Annotated in this window: 14 protein-coding genes; 11 read left to right on the top strand and 3 right to left on the bottom strand. The window is 73.2% G+C overall.

Annotated features, from left to right (window positions below):
- The coding region (locus tag AOK22_RS15970; protein WP_079036598.1) for an NAD(P)/FAD-dependent oxidoreductase at nucleotides 1–1,005 on the bottom strand (1,005 nt) is incomplete at its 3' end.
- Nucleotides 1,006–1,134: 129 nt separating this feature from the next.
- Here AOK22_RS15970 and AOK22_RS15965 point away from each other — a divergent pair.
- The 4 genes from AOK22_RS15965 to AOK22_RS15950 all read left to right on the top strand — a co-directional run bounded on the left by AOK22_RS15965 (nucleotide 1,135) and on the right by AOK22_RS15950 (nucleotide 5,107).
- Nucleotides 1,135–1,749: a helix-turn-helix domain-containing protein gene (locus tag AOK22_RS15965; protein WP_055699322.1), complete on the top strand. Its 615-nt coding sequence runs from the start codon at nucleotides 1,135–1,137 to the stop codon at nucleotides 1,747–1,749.
- Nucleotides 1,750–1,863: 114 nt separating this feature from the next.
- Complete coding sequence (locus tag AOK22_RS15960) at nucleotides 1,864–2,832, top strand: NADPH:quinone oxidoreductase family protein (protein WP_055699321.1); 969 nt, start codon at nucleotides 1,864–1,866, stop codon at nucleotides 2,830–2,832.
- A complete protein-coding gene (locus AOK22_RS15955) occupies nucleotides 2,829–4,010 on the top strand; it encodes an acyl-CoA dehydrogenase family protein (protein WP_055699320.1) in 1,182 nt (393 codons plus the stop codon). The genes AOK22_RS15960 and AOK22_RS15955 overlap by 4 nt, the downstream gene beginning before the upstream one ends.
- A complete protein-coding gene (locus AOK22_RS15950; RefSeq protein ID WP_055699319.1) occupies nucleotides 4,007–5,107 on the top strand; it encodes an acyl-CoA dehydrogenase family protein in 1,101 nt (366 codons plus the stop codon). Before AOK22_RS15955 ends, AOK22_RS15950 begins: the two co-directional genes overlap by 4 nt.
- Nucleotides 5,108–5,179: 72 nt before the next feature.
- Here the strand turns inward: AOK22_RS15950 and AOK22_RS42750 are convergent, their stop codons facing one another.
- Nucleotides 5,180–6,490, bottom strand: a complete 1,311-nt coding sequence (locus AOK22_RS42750) for an eCIS core domain-containing protein (RefSeq protein WP_425264032.1) — start codon at nucleotides 6,488–6,490, stop codon at nucleotides 5,180–5,182.
- A 230-nt stretch (nucleotides 6,491–6,720) separates the two neighbouring features.
- Between AOK22_RS42750 and AOK22_RS15940 the strand changes: the two genes are divergently transcribed.
- From AOK22_RS15940 to AOK22_RS15920, 5 genes are all read left to right on the top strand, one after another.
- Complete coding sequence (locus AOK22_RS15940; protein ID WP_055699318.1) at nucleotides 6,721–8,316, top strand: ABC transporter substrate-binding protein; 1,596 nt, start codon at nucleotides 6,721–6,723, stop codon at nucleotides 8,314–8,316.
- Nucleotides 8,317–8,375: 59 nt separating this feature from the next.
- On the top strand, nucleotides 8,376–9,341 hold the full coding sequence (locus AOK22_RS15935; RefSeq protein WP_055699317.1) for an ABC transporter permease: 966 nt from the start codon (nucleotides 8,376–8,378) through the stop codon (nucleotides 9,339–9,341).
- Nucleotides 9,334–10,209: an ABC transporter permease gene (locus AOK22_RS15930; RefSeq protein WP_055699316.1), complete on the top strand. Its 876-nt coding sequence runs from the start codon at nucleotides 9,334–9,336 to the stop codon at nucleotides 10,207–10,209. Before AOK22_RS15935 ends, AOK22_RS15930 begins: the two co-directional genes overlap by 8 nt.
- A 68-nt stretch (nucleotides 10,210–10,277) precedes the next feature.
- A complete protein-coding gene (locus AOK22_RS15925; protein ID WP_055699323.1) occupies nucleotides 10,278–11,189 on the top strand; it encodes an ABC transporter ATP-binding protein in 912 nt (303 codons plus the stop codon).
- Nucleotides 11,182–11,838, top strand: coding sequence for an ABC transporter ATP-binding protein (locus AOK22_RS15920; RefSeq protein WP_055699315.1), 657 nt, complete (start codon nucleotides 11,182–11,184; stop codon nucleotides 11,836–11,838). The genes AOK22_RS15925 and AOK22_RS15920 overlap by 8 nt, the downstream gene beginning before the upstream one ends.
- On the opposite strand, the gene AOK22_RS15915 is transcribed toward AOK22_RS15920, so the two are convergent.
- Nucleotides 11,835–12,626, bottom strand: a complete 792-nt coding sequence (locus tag AOK22_RS15915) for a DeoR/GlpR family DNA-binding transcription regulator (protein WP_055699314.1) — start codon at nucleotides 12,624–12,626, stop codon at nucleotides 11,835–11,837. The two genes, AOK22_RS15920 and AOK22_RS15915, sit on opposite strands and share 4 nt — an antisense overlap.
- Before the next feature lie 242 nt (nucleotides 12,627–12,868).
- Between AOK22_RS15915 and AOK22_RS15910 the strand changes: the two genes are divergently transcribed.
- Both AOK22_RS15910 and AOK22_RS15905 read left to right on the top strand, forming a co-directional pair.
- Nucleotides 12,869–14,221: an MFS transporter gene (locus tag AOK22_RS15910; RefSeq protein WP_079036596.1), complete on the top strand. Its 1,353-nt coding sequence runs from the start codon at nucleotides 12,869–12,871 to the stop codon at nucleotides 14,219–14,221.
- Between the two features lie 2 nt (nucleotides 14,222–14,223).
- A partial coding sequence (locus tag AOK22_RS15905) for an FGGY-family carbohydrate kinase (protein ID WP_055699313.1) occupies nucleotides 14,224–15,727 on the top strand: 1,504 nt, incomplete at its 3' end.

Raw genomic sequence — 15,727 nt, 5'->3', positions numbered from 1 at the left:
GCCGTGCACCCGCCCGCCCGCGACCCTCCGGGCCACCTCCGCTTCCGCCTCGGGGGTGAAGGCACCCGCCCGGCGGCGGGCCGTCTCCGTGTCGATGTCCTTCAGGAGGAGTTCGGCGTTGATCACCGTGCCGGCGCGGTAGCCCGCGCCCGCCGCGTTGATCACCTGTTCCATGGGACCCGCCGCGTTGCCGACCGCCCAGACGCCCGGGACGGTGGTGCGGAAGGTCTCGTCCACCACCGGGAAGGGGCCGACCGGGGTCTCCCTGAACTCCGCCCCGAGTGCGGTCAGGAGCCCGTCCCGCACCACCGGCTTCGAGGCCACGAACAGGACGGTGCGGGGGAACACCCGGCCGTCGGCCAGCCGCACGCCCGTCAGGCCGTCGTCCTCGACCTCCAGGCCCGAGACCTCGCCCTCCACCACCTGGACCCCGGCCGCCGAGAGCCGTTCCCACTCCGCGTCCGGAAGGTCCCGCACGGTGTGCAGGAACAGCGTCACGTCCTTGGACCACTGCGTGACGAGCAGCGCCTGATGGCTGTTGAACGGCTCCGGCGCCAGGACGCCGAAGGCCTCGTCCCGCACCTCCCAGCCGTGGCAGTAGGGGCAGTGCAGCACGTCGCGGCCCCAGCGCTCGGCGACGCCCGGCACGCCGGGCAGCTCGTCCACGACGCCCGTCGCCAGGACGACCCGGCGCGCGTGCACCGCCCCGCCGTCCGCGAGCGCGACCGTGAACTCGCCCTTGCCGTCGGGGGAGACGGCCGCCACACGGTCGCGCACGACGTCCGTCCCGTACCGCTCCAGCTCCCGCCGCCCCTCGCCGAGGAACTCGGCGGGCGGCATGCCGTCGCGCGACAGATAGCCCTGCATGTGCGCCGCGGGCGCGTTGCGGGGCTCGCCGGCGTCGACCACCAGGACCCGTCGCCGGGACCGGCCGAGCACGAGCGCCGCGCTCAGGCCCGCCGCACCGCCGCCGACGACCACCACGTCGTACGCCCGGTCCTCCATGCTGTGCTCCTTCTGGTTCGCGTTCCGGGTCACGGTGACCACCTCCCTGTCCTTCTCGACCCTCGCTCGACACTGCAAAATTGACAAGCTTGTTTGCCGATAGTGCAAAACATGCGCCATAGTGGAGGCATGAGCGAAGAGACGGAAGCGCCGGAAGGGATGGAGCAGGTCCTCACCGAGGTGGGGCCACGGCTGCGCCGCATCCGCAAGGAGCGCGGCGCCACGCTCGCGGGCCTGTCCACCGTCACCGGCATCTCGGTCAGCACCCTGTCCCGCCTGGAGTCCGGCCACCGCAAGCCCAGCCTCGAACTGCTGCTGCCGATCGCGCGCGCCCACCAGGTCCCCCTGGACGAGCTGGTCGGCGCCCCGCCGGTGGGCGACCCGCGCGTGCGGGCCAAGCCGATCGTCCGGCACGGCCGCACCATGCTGCCCCTGACCCGCCAGCCCGGCGGCCTCCAGGCGTACAAGGTGATCGAGCCCGCCCGCACCGCACCGGCCCCGGACCCGCAGACGCACGAGGGGTACGAGTGGCTGTACGTCCTGTCGGGCAGGCTGCGCCTGATCCTCGGCGACCACGACGTGGTGCTGGGGCCGGGGGAGGCCGCGGAGTTCGACACCCGGGTGCCGCACTGGTTCGGGGCCACGACCGAGGGAGGCGCGGAGTTCATCAGTCTGTTCGGGCCGCAGGGCGAGCGGATGCACGTACGTGCACGGCCCACCCGCAAGGGGAAGGGTGAGGACTGACCGGGGGAGCGGGGGAGTGTGCGGGACCAAGGCTCCGGGACTGTTCCCCTGGGGGCAAGCGACCGCTTAGTATGCGGTCGAGCACGGTCGACGACAGCCCCGTGGAGGCCCCGCATGCAGGCATGGCAAGTGCACGAGAACGGCGAGCCGGGCGAGGTGATGCGCCTGGCCGAGACGGACCGGCCCGTCCCCGGTGAGGGGCAGGTGCTGCTGAAGGTCCGCGCCGCGAACATCAACTTCCCGGACGCGCTGCTCTGCCGCGGCCAGTACCAGATCAGGCCCCCGCTGCCGTTCACGCCGGGCGTGGAGATCTGCGGCGAGACCGAGGACGGCCGCCGCGTGATCGCCAACCCCGCGCTGCCCCACGGCGGCTTCGCCGAGTACGCCGTCGCGGACGCCGCGGCCCTGCTGCCCGCGCCCGAGGCGCTGGACGACGCCGAGGCCGCCGCGCTGCACATCGGATACCAGACCGGGTGGTTCGGTCTGCACCGCCGCGCCCGCCTCCAGGAGGGCGAGACCCTGCTGGTGCACGCCGCCGCGGGCGGTGTCGGCAGCGCCGCGGTCCAGCTCGGCAAGGCCGCGGGCGCCAAGGTCATCGGCGTCGTCGGCGGCGCGGACAAGGCGAAGGTCGCGCGCGAGCTCGGCTGCGACCTCGTCCTGGACCGGCGCGAGGACGACATCGTCGCCGCCGTGAAGGAGGCCACCGGCGGTCGCGGGGCCGACGTGATCTACGACCCCGTGGGCGGCGACGCCTACGCCAAGTCCGCGAAGTGCGTGGCCTTCGAGGGCCGTATCCTCGTCGTCGGCTTCGCCAGCGGCGCGATCCCCTCGCCCGCGCTGAACCACGCCCTCGTGAAGAACTACTCGATCGTGGGCCTGCACTGGGGCCTGTACAACACGAAGGACCCCCGGTCCATCGCCCGCTGCCACGAGGAGCTGACCGGGCTCGCCGCCAAGGGGGCCGTCAAACCGCTGGTGAGCGAGCGCGTCCCGCTGGCCGACGCGGCCGCCGCCGTGCAGCGCGTCGCCGACGGCATCACGACCGGCCGCGTGGCCGTCCTGCCGCACGGGGGTGCCGCATGACGGACGCCGCCGAACTGCGCCGCCGCACCCAGGAGTTCCTGGCCGCGCACCCGCCCGCGAGCACGGACCGCCCGGACTTCCTGCGGGCCCGCTTCGACGCGGGCCTCGCCTGGGTGCACTACCCCGAGGGCCTCGGCGGGCTCGGCGCGCCGCGCTCCCTGCAGGCCGTCGTGGACGCCGAGCTGGAGTCCGCGGGCGCGCCCGACAACGACCCGCGCCGCATCGGCATCGGCCTCGGCATGGCCGCGCCGACCGTGCTCGGCTTCGGCACCGACGAGCAGAAGCACCGCTTCCTGCGCCCGCTGTGGACCGGCGAGGAGGTGTGGTGCCAGCTCTTCAGCGAGCCCGGCGCCGGCTCCGACCTCGCCGCGCTCGGCACCCGCGCCGTGCGGGACGGCGACGACTGGGTCGTCAACGGCCAGAAGGTGTGGACCTCCAGCGCCCACACCGCCCGCTGGGCCATCCTCATCGCCCGCACCGACCCGGAGCGGCCCAAGCACCGCGGCATCACGTACTTCGTGTGCGACATGACCGACCCGGGCGTCGAGGTGCGGCCGCTGCGCCAGATCACCGGCGAGGCCGAGTTCAACGAGGTGTTCCTCACCGACGTGCGCATCCCCGACGCGCACCGCCTCGGCGAGGTCGGCGACGGCTGGAAGGTCGCCCAGACCACGCTCATGAACGAGCGCGTCTCCATCGGCGGCATGCGCATCCCGCGCGAGGGCGGCATGATCGGCCCGGTCGCCACGGCCTGGCGCGAGCGCCCCGAACTGCGCACCCACGACCTCCACCAGCGCCTCCTGAAGCTCTGGGTCGAGGCCGAGGTCGCCCGGCTCACGGGCGAGCGGCTGCGCCAGCAGCTCGTCGCCGGCCAGCCGGGCCCCGAGGGCTCCGGCATGAAGCTCGGCTTCGCCCGCCTCAACCAGGAGATCAGCGGCCTGGAGGTGGAACTCCTCGGCGAGGAGGGCCTGCTGTACGAGGACTGGACGATGCGGCGGCCCGAACTGGTCGACTTCGTGGGCCGCGACGCCGGCTACCGCTATCTGCGCTCCAAGGGCAACAGCATCGAGGGCGGCACCAGCGAAGTGCTCCTGAACATCGTCGCCGAGCGCGTCCTCGGCCTGCCCGCCGAGCCGCGCACCGACAAGGACGTCGCCTGGAAGGACCTCGCGCGATGAGTGACCTGCTCTACTCCGAAGAGGAAGAGGCGCTGCGCTCGGCCGTGCGGGGCCTGCTCGCCGACCGGTGCGACGCCGCCGCCGTGCTCGCGCGCGCCGAGACCGACGAGCCGCACGACCGCGCACTGTGGAAGGCGCTCACCGACGGCATGGGCCTCGCGGGTCTGCTCGTCCCCGAGGAGCTCGGCGGCCAGGGCGCCACGCACCGCGAAGCGGCCGTCGTCCTGGAGGAGTTGGGCCGCGCCGTGGCGCCCGTCCCCTACCTCACCAGTGCGGTCGTCGCGACGGAGACGCTCCTGGCCTGCGAGCCGGGCCGGGGCGGCGAGGCCGCCGAGCTGCTCGGGGCACTCGCCGCCGGGCGCACGGTGGCCGCGCTCGCGGTGGGCCTCGCGGCCGCCCCGGGCGCCGCCCTGCCGAGCGTACGGGTGGAAGCGGGCGCCCTGCACGGCGAGTTGACCGGCATCGCCGACGCGGACGGCGCCGATGTGCTGCTCGTCCCCGCCGACGGCACACTGTTCGCGGTCGACACGGCGCAGGACGGCGTCACCGTCACCCCGCGGACCTCCCTCGACCTGACCCGGCGCCTCGCCACGGTCGCCTTCGACGGGGCACGCGCCCGCGCCCTGGCCGGGGACGCCGACGCGGCCGTACGGCGCGGTCTGCGCGCCGGGGCCGCGCTGCTGGCCTCCGAGCAACTCGGCCTCGCCGACTGGTGCTTGACGGAGACGGTCCGCTACACCAAGGAACGGCACCAGTTCAACCGCCCGGTCGGCTCCTTCCAGGCGCTCAAGCACCGGCTCGCCCAGCTGTGGCTGGAGGTCGTCAACACCCGTGCCGCGGCCCGCGCCGCCGCCGACGCGCTCGCCACGGGGAGCGCCGACGCGGACGTGGCAGCCGCCCTCGCGCAGGCCTACGCCGCCCCCGTCGCGGTGCACGCCGCCGAGGAGGCACTCCAGCTGCACGGCGGCATCGGTATGACCTGGGAGCACCCCGTCCACCTGTACCTGAAGCGGGCCAAGGCCGACTCGATCGCGTACGGCACGGCAGGCCGGCACCGCGAGGCGCTGGCGGAGCTGGTGGACCTGCGGGCCCCGTGACCCGGCCGGGCCCGTGACCTGACGCCCGTCCCCCCGCCTGAACCGGCGCACGCCGGTTCAGGCGGCCGGCGGCTACACCGGGAAGGAGTTGTCGCCCGCCCAGGTGATCGTCACCTTCTCCGGCGAGAGGCCGTGGATGACGGCGCGTCCCGCGTCCCGCGCGAACTGCTGCGCGATGGCGGGGGTGTTCCCGGCCGGGAAGCGGTCGTTGAGGGCGGCGGCGATCCGGTCGGCGGGGATGCCGACGGCCCTGGCGAGGTTCTCCGTGTTCCCGGGCCGGTTGTTCCAGCCCTCCGCCGCGTTGCCCGGACCGACGTGGACGGAGTCCTGGGCGGTGAGGATGGAGGCGCCCGCGTCCTCGATGCGGTTCTGGCCGTCCATCGGCCGTGCCGTCAGGTGGAAGTGCGAGCCGGTGATCGTCACCTTCGAGTCGTCCCTGTTGCCGGTCTCGTTTCCGAGCGTGAGCATCACGTTGAGATGCACGGCGAGCTTGGCGGTGGTCCCCTCATGGCTGACCGTGAAGGCGATGGGCCGGGAGATGAGGTTCTTGCCGCCGTTGTTGCGGCACTCGGGGCCGAACAGGAAGCCCCCGAGCTCACGGCGCGGGCTGTCCCCGTCGTTGCCGCGGCCGACGATGATGTCGAGGATCCGGCTGCCGCTGCTGGCCCGCCAGTTGGGGTCGCCGGCCCGCTGGACGGCGGTCGCGCCCGCCGCGGCGGGCGCGCGCTGCACCTGCTCCGAGGCTCCTTCGGCCGCGCGCTGCACGTCGGCGGCCGGAGCCTCGGGAGCCGGTCCCGCGAGCACCCGGTGGGCGGTGGCCTCCGCCTCGCGCTCGAAGCGGTCGGAGGGGTCGGAGACCTTCAGGCCCGAGCCGTTGTCGGTGCCGGCGACCGGGCCCTGCCGCTGCTGGATGACGTGGGTCAGCTCATGGGCGAGGGTGTGGCGGTCGCTGCCGCCGTCGCCGATGACGACATGGCTGCCCGAGGTGTAGGCGCGGGCGCCGACCTCGGCCGCCGAGGCCTTCGCGGCGCTGTCGTCGTGGATGCGTACGTCGGAGAAGTCGGCGCCGAGGCGGGCCTCCATGTCGGTGCGTGTGCCCTCGTCCAGGGGGCGCCCGCCGCCGCGCAGCACGTCATGGACGGCGGAGCGCTGCACGGCGGGCTGCTCGGCCGCCTGGTGTCCGCACCCGGCACCGTGCTGGTGCTGCTCCTGCGCGGCGGAGTGCCCGCTGCGACGGAGCATCTGGACGACGGCGGCGTTGCCCGCGCTCGACTGGAGGGCGCGCAGCCCCTGGTGGGGCGCTCCGGTGTCCGCGTCGGCCTTGCGCACGGTGGTGGCCCCGCGATCGGGGCCGTGCTGCCTGGTCTTGTCGTGCTCGTGCAAGGTGCCTCTTCCCACGCGGACGTGATGTCTCTCCATGCATACGCGCCATGCCGCCGCGGAACCAGGTGCCCGAGGGCAGAGTCGGCTGCCCGAACGGGCATCCTCGGCGGATCGCATTCGATGGGTCATGCACGTACCGCCTACGGGCTGGGCGTTTTACCGACCCCTTACGTAAGGCATAATTGCGAGCTGTTCGCAATAACGTTTGATCTTCAGTAGGGGTGTGGAGCATGAGGGCCCGATCGATACGGGGCACGGGCACGCTGGCGACGGCGGCCGCGATAGCCGTCGCCGCCTCCGCCTGCTCGGCGCCGGGCGACGGTGACGGCGCCGGCGGCGCGAAGGACTCGGCGGTCGTCGGCATCGCGTACGAGCCCGAGACCCTCAGTCCGCTCCTCGGCTACGGCAAGGACGGCAACTCGAAGATCTTCGACGGGCTGCTCACGCACGACGCCGACATGAAGCTCGAGCCCGCCCTCGCGGCCGAGCTGCCGAAGGTCGCCGACGAAGGCAAGACCTACACGTTCAAGCTCCGCGAGGGCGTGAAGTTCAGCGACGGCAAGCCCTTCTCGGCCAAGGACGTCGTCTTCACGTACGAGACGATCCTCGACAAGAAGACCAACAACGCCTCGAAGACCGAGCTCGACGCCGTCAAGAGCGTCGAGGCCAAGGGCGAGGACACCGTCGTCTTCCACCTGAAGTACCCGTACGCGCCGTTCGCCGAGCGCACCGTGCTGCCCATCGCCCCCGCGCACATCGCGGGCAAGCAGGACGTGAACACCGGGGACTTCACCACCAAGCCTGTCGGCACGGGCCCCTACGAGCTCGTGAAGTGGTCCAAGGGCGAGAAGCTCACCTTCAAGGCCAACCCCGACTACTGGGGCGGCGCGCCGAAGATCAAGAACTTCACGATGGCGATCATCAAGGACGACGACATCCGCGCCACCCGGCTCGACGCCGGTGAGCTCGACGGCGCGATCCTGCCGCCCAACCTCGCCGAGAAGTACAAGAACGACGACGGCAAGAAGACGTACGCGGCCAAGACCTTCGACTACCGCGTCGTCACCCTGCCGACCGGCAACAAGGTCGCCGGCGACACCGACGTCCGCCGCGCCCTCGACGTCGGCGTGAACCGCAAGGCCATGGTCGACTCGATCCTGGACGGCGCCGGCAAGGAGGCCTACGGGCCGGTCCCGACCGACAGCCCCTGGTTCACCCAGGGCACCGAGCGCAAGTTCGACGTGGCCAAGGCCAAGAAGATCCTCGACGACGCCGGATGGAAGCCGGGCGGCGACGGCATCCGCGAGAAGGACGGCGTCAAGGCCTCCTTCCCGCTCTGGTACCTCACCGGCGACAAGCTCCGCCAGGACCACGCCCTCGCCTACGCCTCCGACGCCAAGAAGCTCGGCATCAAGGTCGAGGTGCAGTCCGGCACGTGGGAGGTCATCGAGCCCCGCATGCCCAAGGACGCGGTCCTCGCCGGCGGCGGCTCCCCGGCCGACCCGGACTTCGACCAGTACACGCTCCTGAAGTCCTCGCTCGCGGGCGACGGCTTCAACAATATGGCGCACTACAAGAACGACAAGGTCGACAAGGCCCTGGAGGACGCCCGCAAGAGCGGTGACCGGGCCGAGCGCCAGAAGGCGTACGACACCATCCAGCGTGAACTGGTGAAGGACCCCGGCTACACCTTCCTCACCCACATCGACCACCTCTACGTCGTCGACAAGCGCTTCGGCGACCTGAGCACGCAGGTCGAACCGCACGACCACGGCCTCGCGTCCGGCCCCTGGTGGAACGTCGAGGACTGGCAGCCGAAGAAGTGACGTCAGCGACCTCGCAGGTCCCGCGGAAGGCGGCGCTCCGCCGCCTTCCGTGGGGGCCGATGGGACGCCTCGCGGGACGGCGGGCCCTGTTCGCCGTTCCCGTGCTGCTGGTCGTCACCTTCGGCGTCTTCGCCATCGCAGCGGCCTCGCCGTTCGACCCCGTCAAGGCCTACGCGGGCACGGCGGGGCTCACCGCGTCCCAGGAGAACCTCGACCAGCTGCGCGCCAACCTCGGCGTCGACAAGCCGCTGGTCGGCCAGTGGTGGGACTGGCTCACCTCGGCCGTCACCGGCGACCTCGGGACCTCCAGCACGCTGCGGCAGCCGGTCGCCGACGCCATCGGCGAGCGCATCGGCTGGTCCGTGCTGCTCGCCGCGACCGCGTTCCTCGGCGCGATCCTGCTCGGCACCGCCCTCGGCGTGCTCGCCGCGCGCCGCCCCGGCGGCTGGCTGGACCGCGCCGTGACCTCCCTCGCGTACACGCTGGAGGCGGCCCCGCCGTTCTGGCTCGGGCTGCTCGCCGTCTGGCTGTTCGCGCTGAAGCTGGGCGTGCTGCCCTCGGGCGGCCTCACCGACACCGCGAGCTCCACCGTGACGGCCGGACAGGTCGCGAGCCACCTGGTGCTGCCCGCGGGCGTGCTGGCGATCTCGCAGCTTCCCTGGTTCGTCCTCTACGTGCGCCAGGGTGTCGGCGACGCGCTCGGCGACGACCCCGTGCGCGGGGCACGCGCGCGTGGCCTCGCCGAACGGACCGTCCTGCTCGGGCACGCCCTGCGCTCCGGCATGCTGCCCGTGCTCACGCTCATCGGTTCGCGCGTGCCCGAACTGATCACCGGGGCGCTGCTCGTGGAGACCGTGTTCAGCTGGCCCGGCATCGCCGCGGCCACCGTCCAGGCCGCCACGGCCGTGGACTTCCCGCTGCTCGCCGCGCTGACGGCGCTCGCCACCGCCGCGGTGCTCCTGGGCAACCTCGTGGCCGACCTGTTGTACGGCCTCGCCGATCCGAGGGTGGGTTTCGATGGCTGACCTCGCCTGGCGCGCCCAGGAGGGCGCGCGCCGCGCCCGCCGCTCCACGCGCGCGTGGAAGGTGCGTTCCTCCGCCGTCATCGTCGCCGCGGTCGTCCTGGCCGTCCTCGTCGTGCCGCCGCTCGTGCACCTCGACGAGCAGGCGGTCGACCTCGCGGCCAAGCTGCGGCCGCCGTCCTGGGAACACCCCTTCGGGACCGACGACGTCGGCCGCGACCTGCTGCTGCGCTGCGTCTACGGACTGCGCGTCTCGCTCCTCGTGGGCGTCGTCGCGGCCGTCGTCGCCACCGTCATCGGCACCGCCGTGGGCGCCCTCGCCGCCGCCTCCGGAGGCTGGGTGGACCGGATCGTGATGCGGCTCGTGGACGTCTTCTCGTCCGTGCCGCACCTGCTGCTCGGCATCTTCATCGTCGCGATGTTCCGCCCCGGCGTCTGGCCGGTCGTCGTCTCCGTGGCACTCACGCACTGGCTTTCCACGGCCCGCATCGTGCGCGCCGAGGTGCTGTCGCTGCGCTCACGGCCCTACGTCGACGCGGCGATCTCCGGCGGCGCCTCACGGCTGCGCGTGGCGGTGCGGCATCTGCTGCCCGGCGTCCTGCCGCAGGCCGGGCTCGCCGCCGTCCTGATGGTGCCGCACGCCATCTGGCACGAGTCCGCGCTGTCCTTCCTCGGCCTCGGCCTCCCCACCCACCAGGCCAGCCTCGGCACGCTCGTGCAGAGCTCCCGCGGCACGCTCCTCGCGGGCGACTGGTGGCCGACGCTGTTCCCCGGCCTGTTCATCATCGTGCCCACCCTGGCGATCGCGGGCCTCGCGGGCGCCTGGCGGGAACGGATCAATCCCCGGCGCCGATCGGAGCTCATGCTGTGACGGTCCCCGCGACTTCCGCGACGGCGGCTCCCGTCCTGTCCGTACAGGGGCTCTCCGTACGGTTCCGCATGCGCGGCGGCAGCCATGTCGCCGCCGTCACCGACGCCACCTTCGACCTCGCGGCGGGGGAGTGCCTCGCGCTGGTCGGCGAGAGCGGCTGCGGCAAGTCGGTGCTCGCCTCCGCGCTGCTCGGCCTGCTGCCGCGGAACGCGCAGACCGCGGGGTCCGCGTTCCTGGGCGACATCGATCTGCTGACCGCCGACGAGCGCACGCTGGCCCGCACGGTGCGGGGGCGGCGCGTCGGCCTCGTACCGCAGAGTCCCGCCGCCCATCTGACGCCCGTGCGGACCGTGCGCTCGCAGCTGGAGGAGACCCTCCGCGAGCTCGCGGAGGTCCCGAAGCCCGAGCTGCGCGCCGCGGCCGAGGCGGCCGCCGAACGCGCCGCGTTCCCTCTCGGGCACCTCGACCGCCACCCGCACGAACTCTCCGGCGGCCTCGCCCAGCGCGCCGCCACCGCGCTCGCCCTCATCGGCGACGCGCCGCTCCTGCTCGCCGACGAGCCCACCACGGGCCTCGACCGCGACCTCGTGGACCGCACCGTCGACGAGCTGCGCCGGCACGTCGGCACGGACCGCGCGCTCCTGATGATCACCCACGACCTGGCCGCCGCCGAGCGGATCGCCGACCGGGTCGCCGTGATGTACGCGAGCCGCGTCGTCGAACTCGCCGACGCCGCGGACTTCTTCGGCGCGCCCGGACCCCGCCACCCCTACGCCCGCGGACTGCTCGACGCCCTGCCCGAGCGCGCCTTCCGGCCCGTGCCCGGCATGCCGCCCGAGCTGTCCGCGCTCCCCGAAGGGTGCGCGTTCGCCGCGCGCTGCGACCGGGCCGACGCGGCGTGCGGCACGGTGCCCGCGCTCACCGGCGGGACCGCCTGCCACCATCCCCACGCGGACGTGCTGGAGGCGCCCCGTGCTTGAACTGCGCGGCATCATCGCCGGATACGACCGGCGCGCTCCCGTCGTCCGGGGCGTCGACCTCGCCATCGCGCCCGGCGAGTCCGTCGGACTGCTCGGACCCAGCGGCTGCGGCAAGTCCACGCTGGCGCGGGTCGCGGCGCTGCTGCACCGGCCCGACGCCGGGCGGGTCGTCATCGACGGCGAGCCCGCGGGCGGCTGGCGCCACCGGGCGCCGCGGGCGCAGCGGACCGCTTTCGGCGTCGTCTTCCAGCAGCCCCGGCTCTCGGCGGATCCCCGGCTGTCCCTGGCCGATCTGATCGCCGAGCCGTTGCGCGCCGTGGGGCGGGGCGCCGACGTCCGTGCCGCCGTGCCGGAGCTGGCGACCCGCGTCGGCCTGGGGGACGACCTCATGGGGCGCCGCCCGCACGAGGTCAGCGACGGGCAGCTGCAACGGGCCTGCCTGGCGCGGGCGTTGGTGCTGCGCCCGCGGTGGCTCATCTGCGACGAGATGACGGCGATGCTGGACGCCTCGACGACGGCGGCCCTGGTCCACGTCGTGGAGGAGTACCGGAGCGAGTCGGGGGCCGGACTGCTGGCCGTCGGGCACGACCGGGTGCTGCTCGAACGGTGGTGCGACCGGACCGTGGGGTGGGGGGACCTCTCCGCCTAGGCGCCCCGCGCCACCACCCGCACCTCCGTGCCGCCCCGGCGTATCGCCCCGACCTCGTCCGCCGCGAGGCCGTCGTCCACCACCAGCAGGTCGAAGTCCGCAAGCGGCGCCAGCGCGTACAGGCCGTCGCGGGTGAACTTCGTGTGGTCGGCGAGCAGCACCCTGCGCGTGGCCGCCGCCATCATCGCCCTCTTGACCTGCACCGTCTCCGGTGACGTGTGATAGCAGCGGCCCCGCGTCACGGCCGTCGTCGACATGAACAGCACGTCCGCGCGGAACGCCTCGACGCTGTCGGCCGTGTGCAGGCCCATGAACGCGTCGTACGCCGGGAAGTAGCTGCCCCCGAGCGCGATCAGCGAGACGCCGGGCTCCTTGGCGAGCGCGGTGATCGCGGGCAGCGAGTTGGTGATCACCGTCAGCGGGGTGCGCTCGGTCAGCAGCCGCGTCAGGTGCAGACACGTCGTGCTGTCGTCGAGGAGCACCGTCTGCCCCGGCACCAGCTCCCGCGCGGCGGCCCGCGCCAGCTGCTGCTTCGTCTGCGCCATCGTCGACATGCGCTCGGCGACGCTGCCGTGGAACTGCGCCGACGGCAGCCCCGTCGCCCCGCCCCGCACCTTGCGCAGCCAGCCCTGCGACTGCAGGAAGTCCAGATCGCGGTGGATCGTCATCAGGCTGACGCCGAACTCCTCGGCGAGATCGGCCGCGCGCACGAAGCCGTGCGCGACCACCGACTCACGGATGCGCCCGCGCCGGGCCTCCCGTACGTCCGCCCGGTCCGCCGTCGCCATCCCGCTCTCCCCGCCTGCCGCACCGTGTGAAATCTCCGAGTGATGATCTCATGGATTTCACACGGTCACCGGATGCGCATCCGGTACCGGCACTGCTCGGAGCGGGGGGACCCAAGTCCTCCTCACACGGCGAAAGTCCCTTGTCACGGGAGATGCCAGGAGACGATTGACGTGGGTTTTCGGCCACTTGTTAGCTCGTTCCTGCCCGCACTCGTCGCCGCCATTGCCGCAGGGGAGCTTCAATGACGAACACCCCGAGTTCCGTCTTCACACGACTCGGCATTCCGCCCGCCCTCTCCTGGGGATACCTGGGGCTCCTGATCTTCATGACCGGTGTCGGCATCGAGGCCGGCTACCTCTCGCCGTACCTGGAGAGCCTCGGCATCGCGGCCTCCGGTGTCGCGATGGTCTTCACGGTGTACGGCATCACGGGCGCCGTCGCCGCCTGGTTCGCGGGGGCGCTCTCCGACCTGTGGGGGCCGCGCCGCGTGATGTGGTTCGGACTGACCGCCTTCGTCGTCACCCACGTCTTCTTCCTGACCGTGGCGATCCCCGGCAAGGCGTACCCGCTGCTGCTCCTCGGCTACGGCCTGCGCGGCCTCGCCTTCCCGCTCTTCGCCTACGCCTTCCTCGTCTGGATCGCCGCGGTCGCCCCGCAACGGCAGATGGGCAGCGCCATGGGCTGGTTCTGGTCGGCGTTCTCCGCCGGACTCCCCACGCTCGGCTCGCTCACCGCCAGCCTGCTGATCCCGCACATCGGGGAGCTCGGCACGCTGTGGGCCGCGCTCGGCGTGGTCGTCGTCGGCGGGCTCGTCCCGCTCCTGCTGATCCGCGAACGCCGCGGCTCCGGGCGGCTCGCGCCGCCGGGGGAGAGCCCGATGGCGGGGCTCGTCGGCAGCGTGACGATCCTCTTCCGCGACCCGCGGGTGGGCGCGGGCGCGGCGGTGCGGATGCTCAACACCGCCTCGCAGTTCGGCTTCCTGGTGATGCTGCCCACCTGGTTCGTCAGCGAGATCGGGCTCTCGAACGCGCAGTGGCTGCGGCTGCTCGCCCTGATGTTCGCCACCAACATCGTCACCAACCTCCTGTTCGGGGTGGTCGGTGACCGGCTCGGCTGGCGCACCACCGTCGCCTGGTTCGGCGGCATGGGCTGCACGCTCTCCACGCTCGTCCTGTACTACGTCCCCTCCGCCGCCGGCGCGCAGTACGCCCTGTGCGTCCTGGTCGCCGTCCTCTACGGCGCGACCCTCTCCGGATACGTCCCGCTCTCCGCGCTCATGACCGCCATCGCCCCCGCCCACAAGGGCCAGGCCATGGCCGCCCTGAACCTCGGCGCGGGCGCCTCCACCTTCGTCGGCCCGCTCGTGGTCAGCCTGTTCCTCGGGCCGCTGGGGGTGGGCGGCGTGGTGTGGATCTTCGCCGGGTTCCACGCGGTGAGCGCGCTGCTCACGCTCTTCCTGAAGACCACGGCCCCCGACTCCGGCCCCGGGGCGTCTACCCCCGCGGCCGACTCCGCGGTACGCCTGCCACAGCCGCTTCCCGCCCCCGCCGCCGGCGACGGACTCGTCGCCGCGCCCGCCCCGAAGGGACTGTGACCATGTCCGTACTCGCCATCGACGTCGGCACCACGATGATCAAGTCGGTCGTCTTCGACGACCAGGGCAACGAACTCGCCGTCTCGCGGCTCGCCACCGAGGTCCACCGCCGTCACCCCGGCTGGGCCGAGCAGGACATGGACACCGTGTGGAACGCCGTCGTCTACACCGTCCGCAACGCCCTGTCCGAGATCACCGACCCCGTCTGGCTGGTGACGTTCACCGCGCAGGGCGACGGCGCCTGGCTCGTGGACGCCGCGGGCCGCCCCACCGGGCCCGCCATCCTCTGGTCCGACGGCCGTGCGGGCGACATCCTCACCCGCTGGGAGCGCGAGGGCGTCCTCGACGAGGCCTACCGCCGCAACGGCTCGCTGACCTGCAGCGGCATGCCCAACGCGATCTTCAGCTGGCTGGGCTCCCACGACCCGCGGCGCCTGGCCCGCTCGGCCGCCTCGCTGACCGCGGGCGGCTGGCTGTTCCTGCGCCTGACCGGGGTCACCGCCACCGACGAGTCCGACGCGTCGGCGCCCTTCCTCGACCACGCCACGGGCGACTACGACCCCGAGATCGTCGCCCTGTTCGGACTGACCTCCTACTCCCGGCTGCTGCCCACGGTCCTCGGCGAGCAGGAGCGCATCAGCGAGATCACCTCCGAGGCCGCGGCGCAGCTCGGGCTGCCCGCCGGGCTGCCCGTCGTCATGGCGCCGTACGACATCGCCTCCACCGCCCGCGGCGCCGGCGTCGTCAACCCCGGCCAGGCGTGCGGCATCCTCGGCACCACGCTGTGCACGGAGATCGTCCGCAAGGACGTCGACACCGGCGGCGAGCCGTCCGGCATCAACATCGCCTACCGCGGCCGCGAGCGGATCCTGCGCGCCTTCCCCACGCTGAACGGCGCCGAGGTCCTCGGCTGGGCCGCCCGCACCCTCCACGTCGAAGGGCCGCCGGAACTGGCCGAGCTGGCGTTCACGTCCGAACCGGGAGCCCGCGGCCTGATGTTCCTGCCCTACCTCTCGCCCGCCGGCGAGCGGGCGCCCTTCCTCGACCCGCGCGCCCGGGGCGCCTTCTGGGGGCTCTCCCTGGACCACACCCGCGCCGACCTGGCCCGCGCCGTCTTCGACGGCCTCTCCCTCGTCCTGCGCGACTCGCTCGTCGCCTCCCGCACGACGGTCACCGAACTGCGGCTGTGCGGCGGCGGGGCCAACAGCGCCGAGTGGTGCGCGCTCATCGCGGACGCGACCGGCGTCCCCACGGCCCGCTCCGCCGACACCGAACTCGGCGCCAAGGGCGCCTTCCTCACCGGCCTCGTGCTCAGCGGCGCCGAGTCCAGCATGCACAGCGCCGCCGCCAAGTACGTACGGATGCGCACCAGTTGGGAGCCCGACCCGGAGCGCTCCGCGTACTACGCCGGTCTGTACGAGTCGTTCCTGAGCTGGCGGACGCTCGCGCGCGACGCGGGCTGGACCGCGGCCGGCGGCCCGTCCGCCCCCTCGGCCCCTTCCGCTC

Source organism: Streptomyces silaceus, assembly GCF_001419745.1.
In the GTDB taxonomy this organism is placed as follows: Bacteria; Actinomycetota; Actinomycetes; order Streptomycetales; family Streptomycetaceae; genus Streptomyces; species Streptomyces silaceus.
The sequence above is the reverse complement of the archived record's forward strand: the minus strand, read 5'-3'. Positions and strand labels throughout refer to the sequence as shown.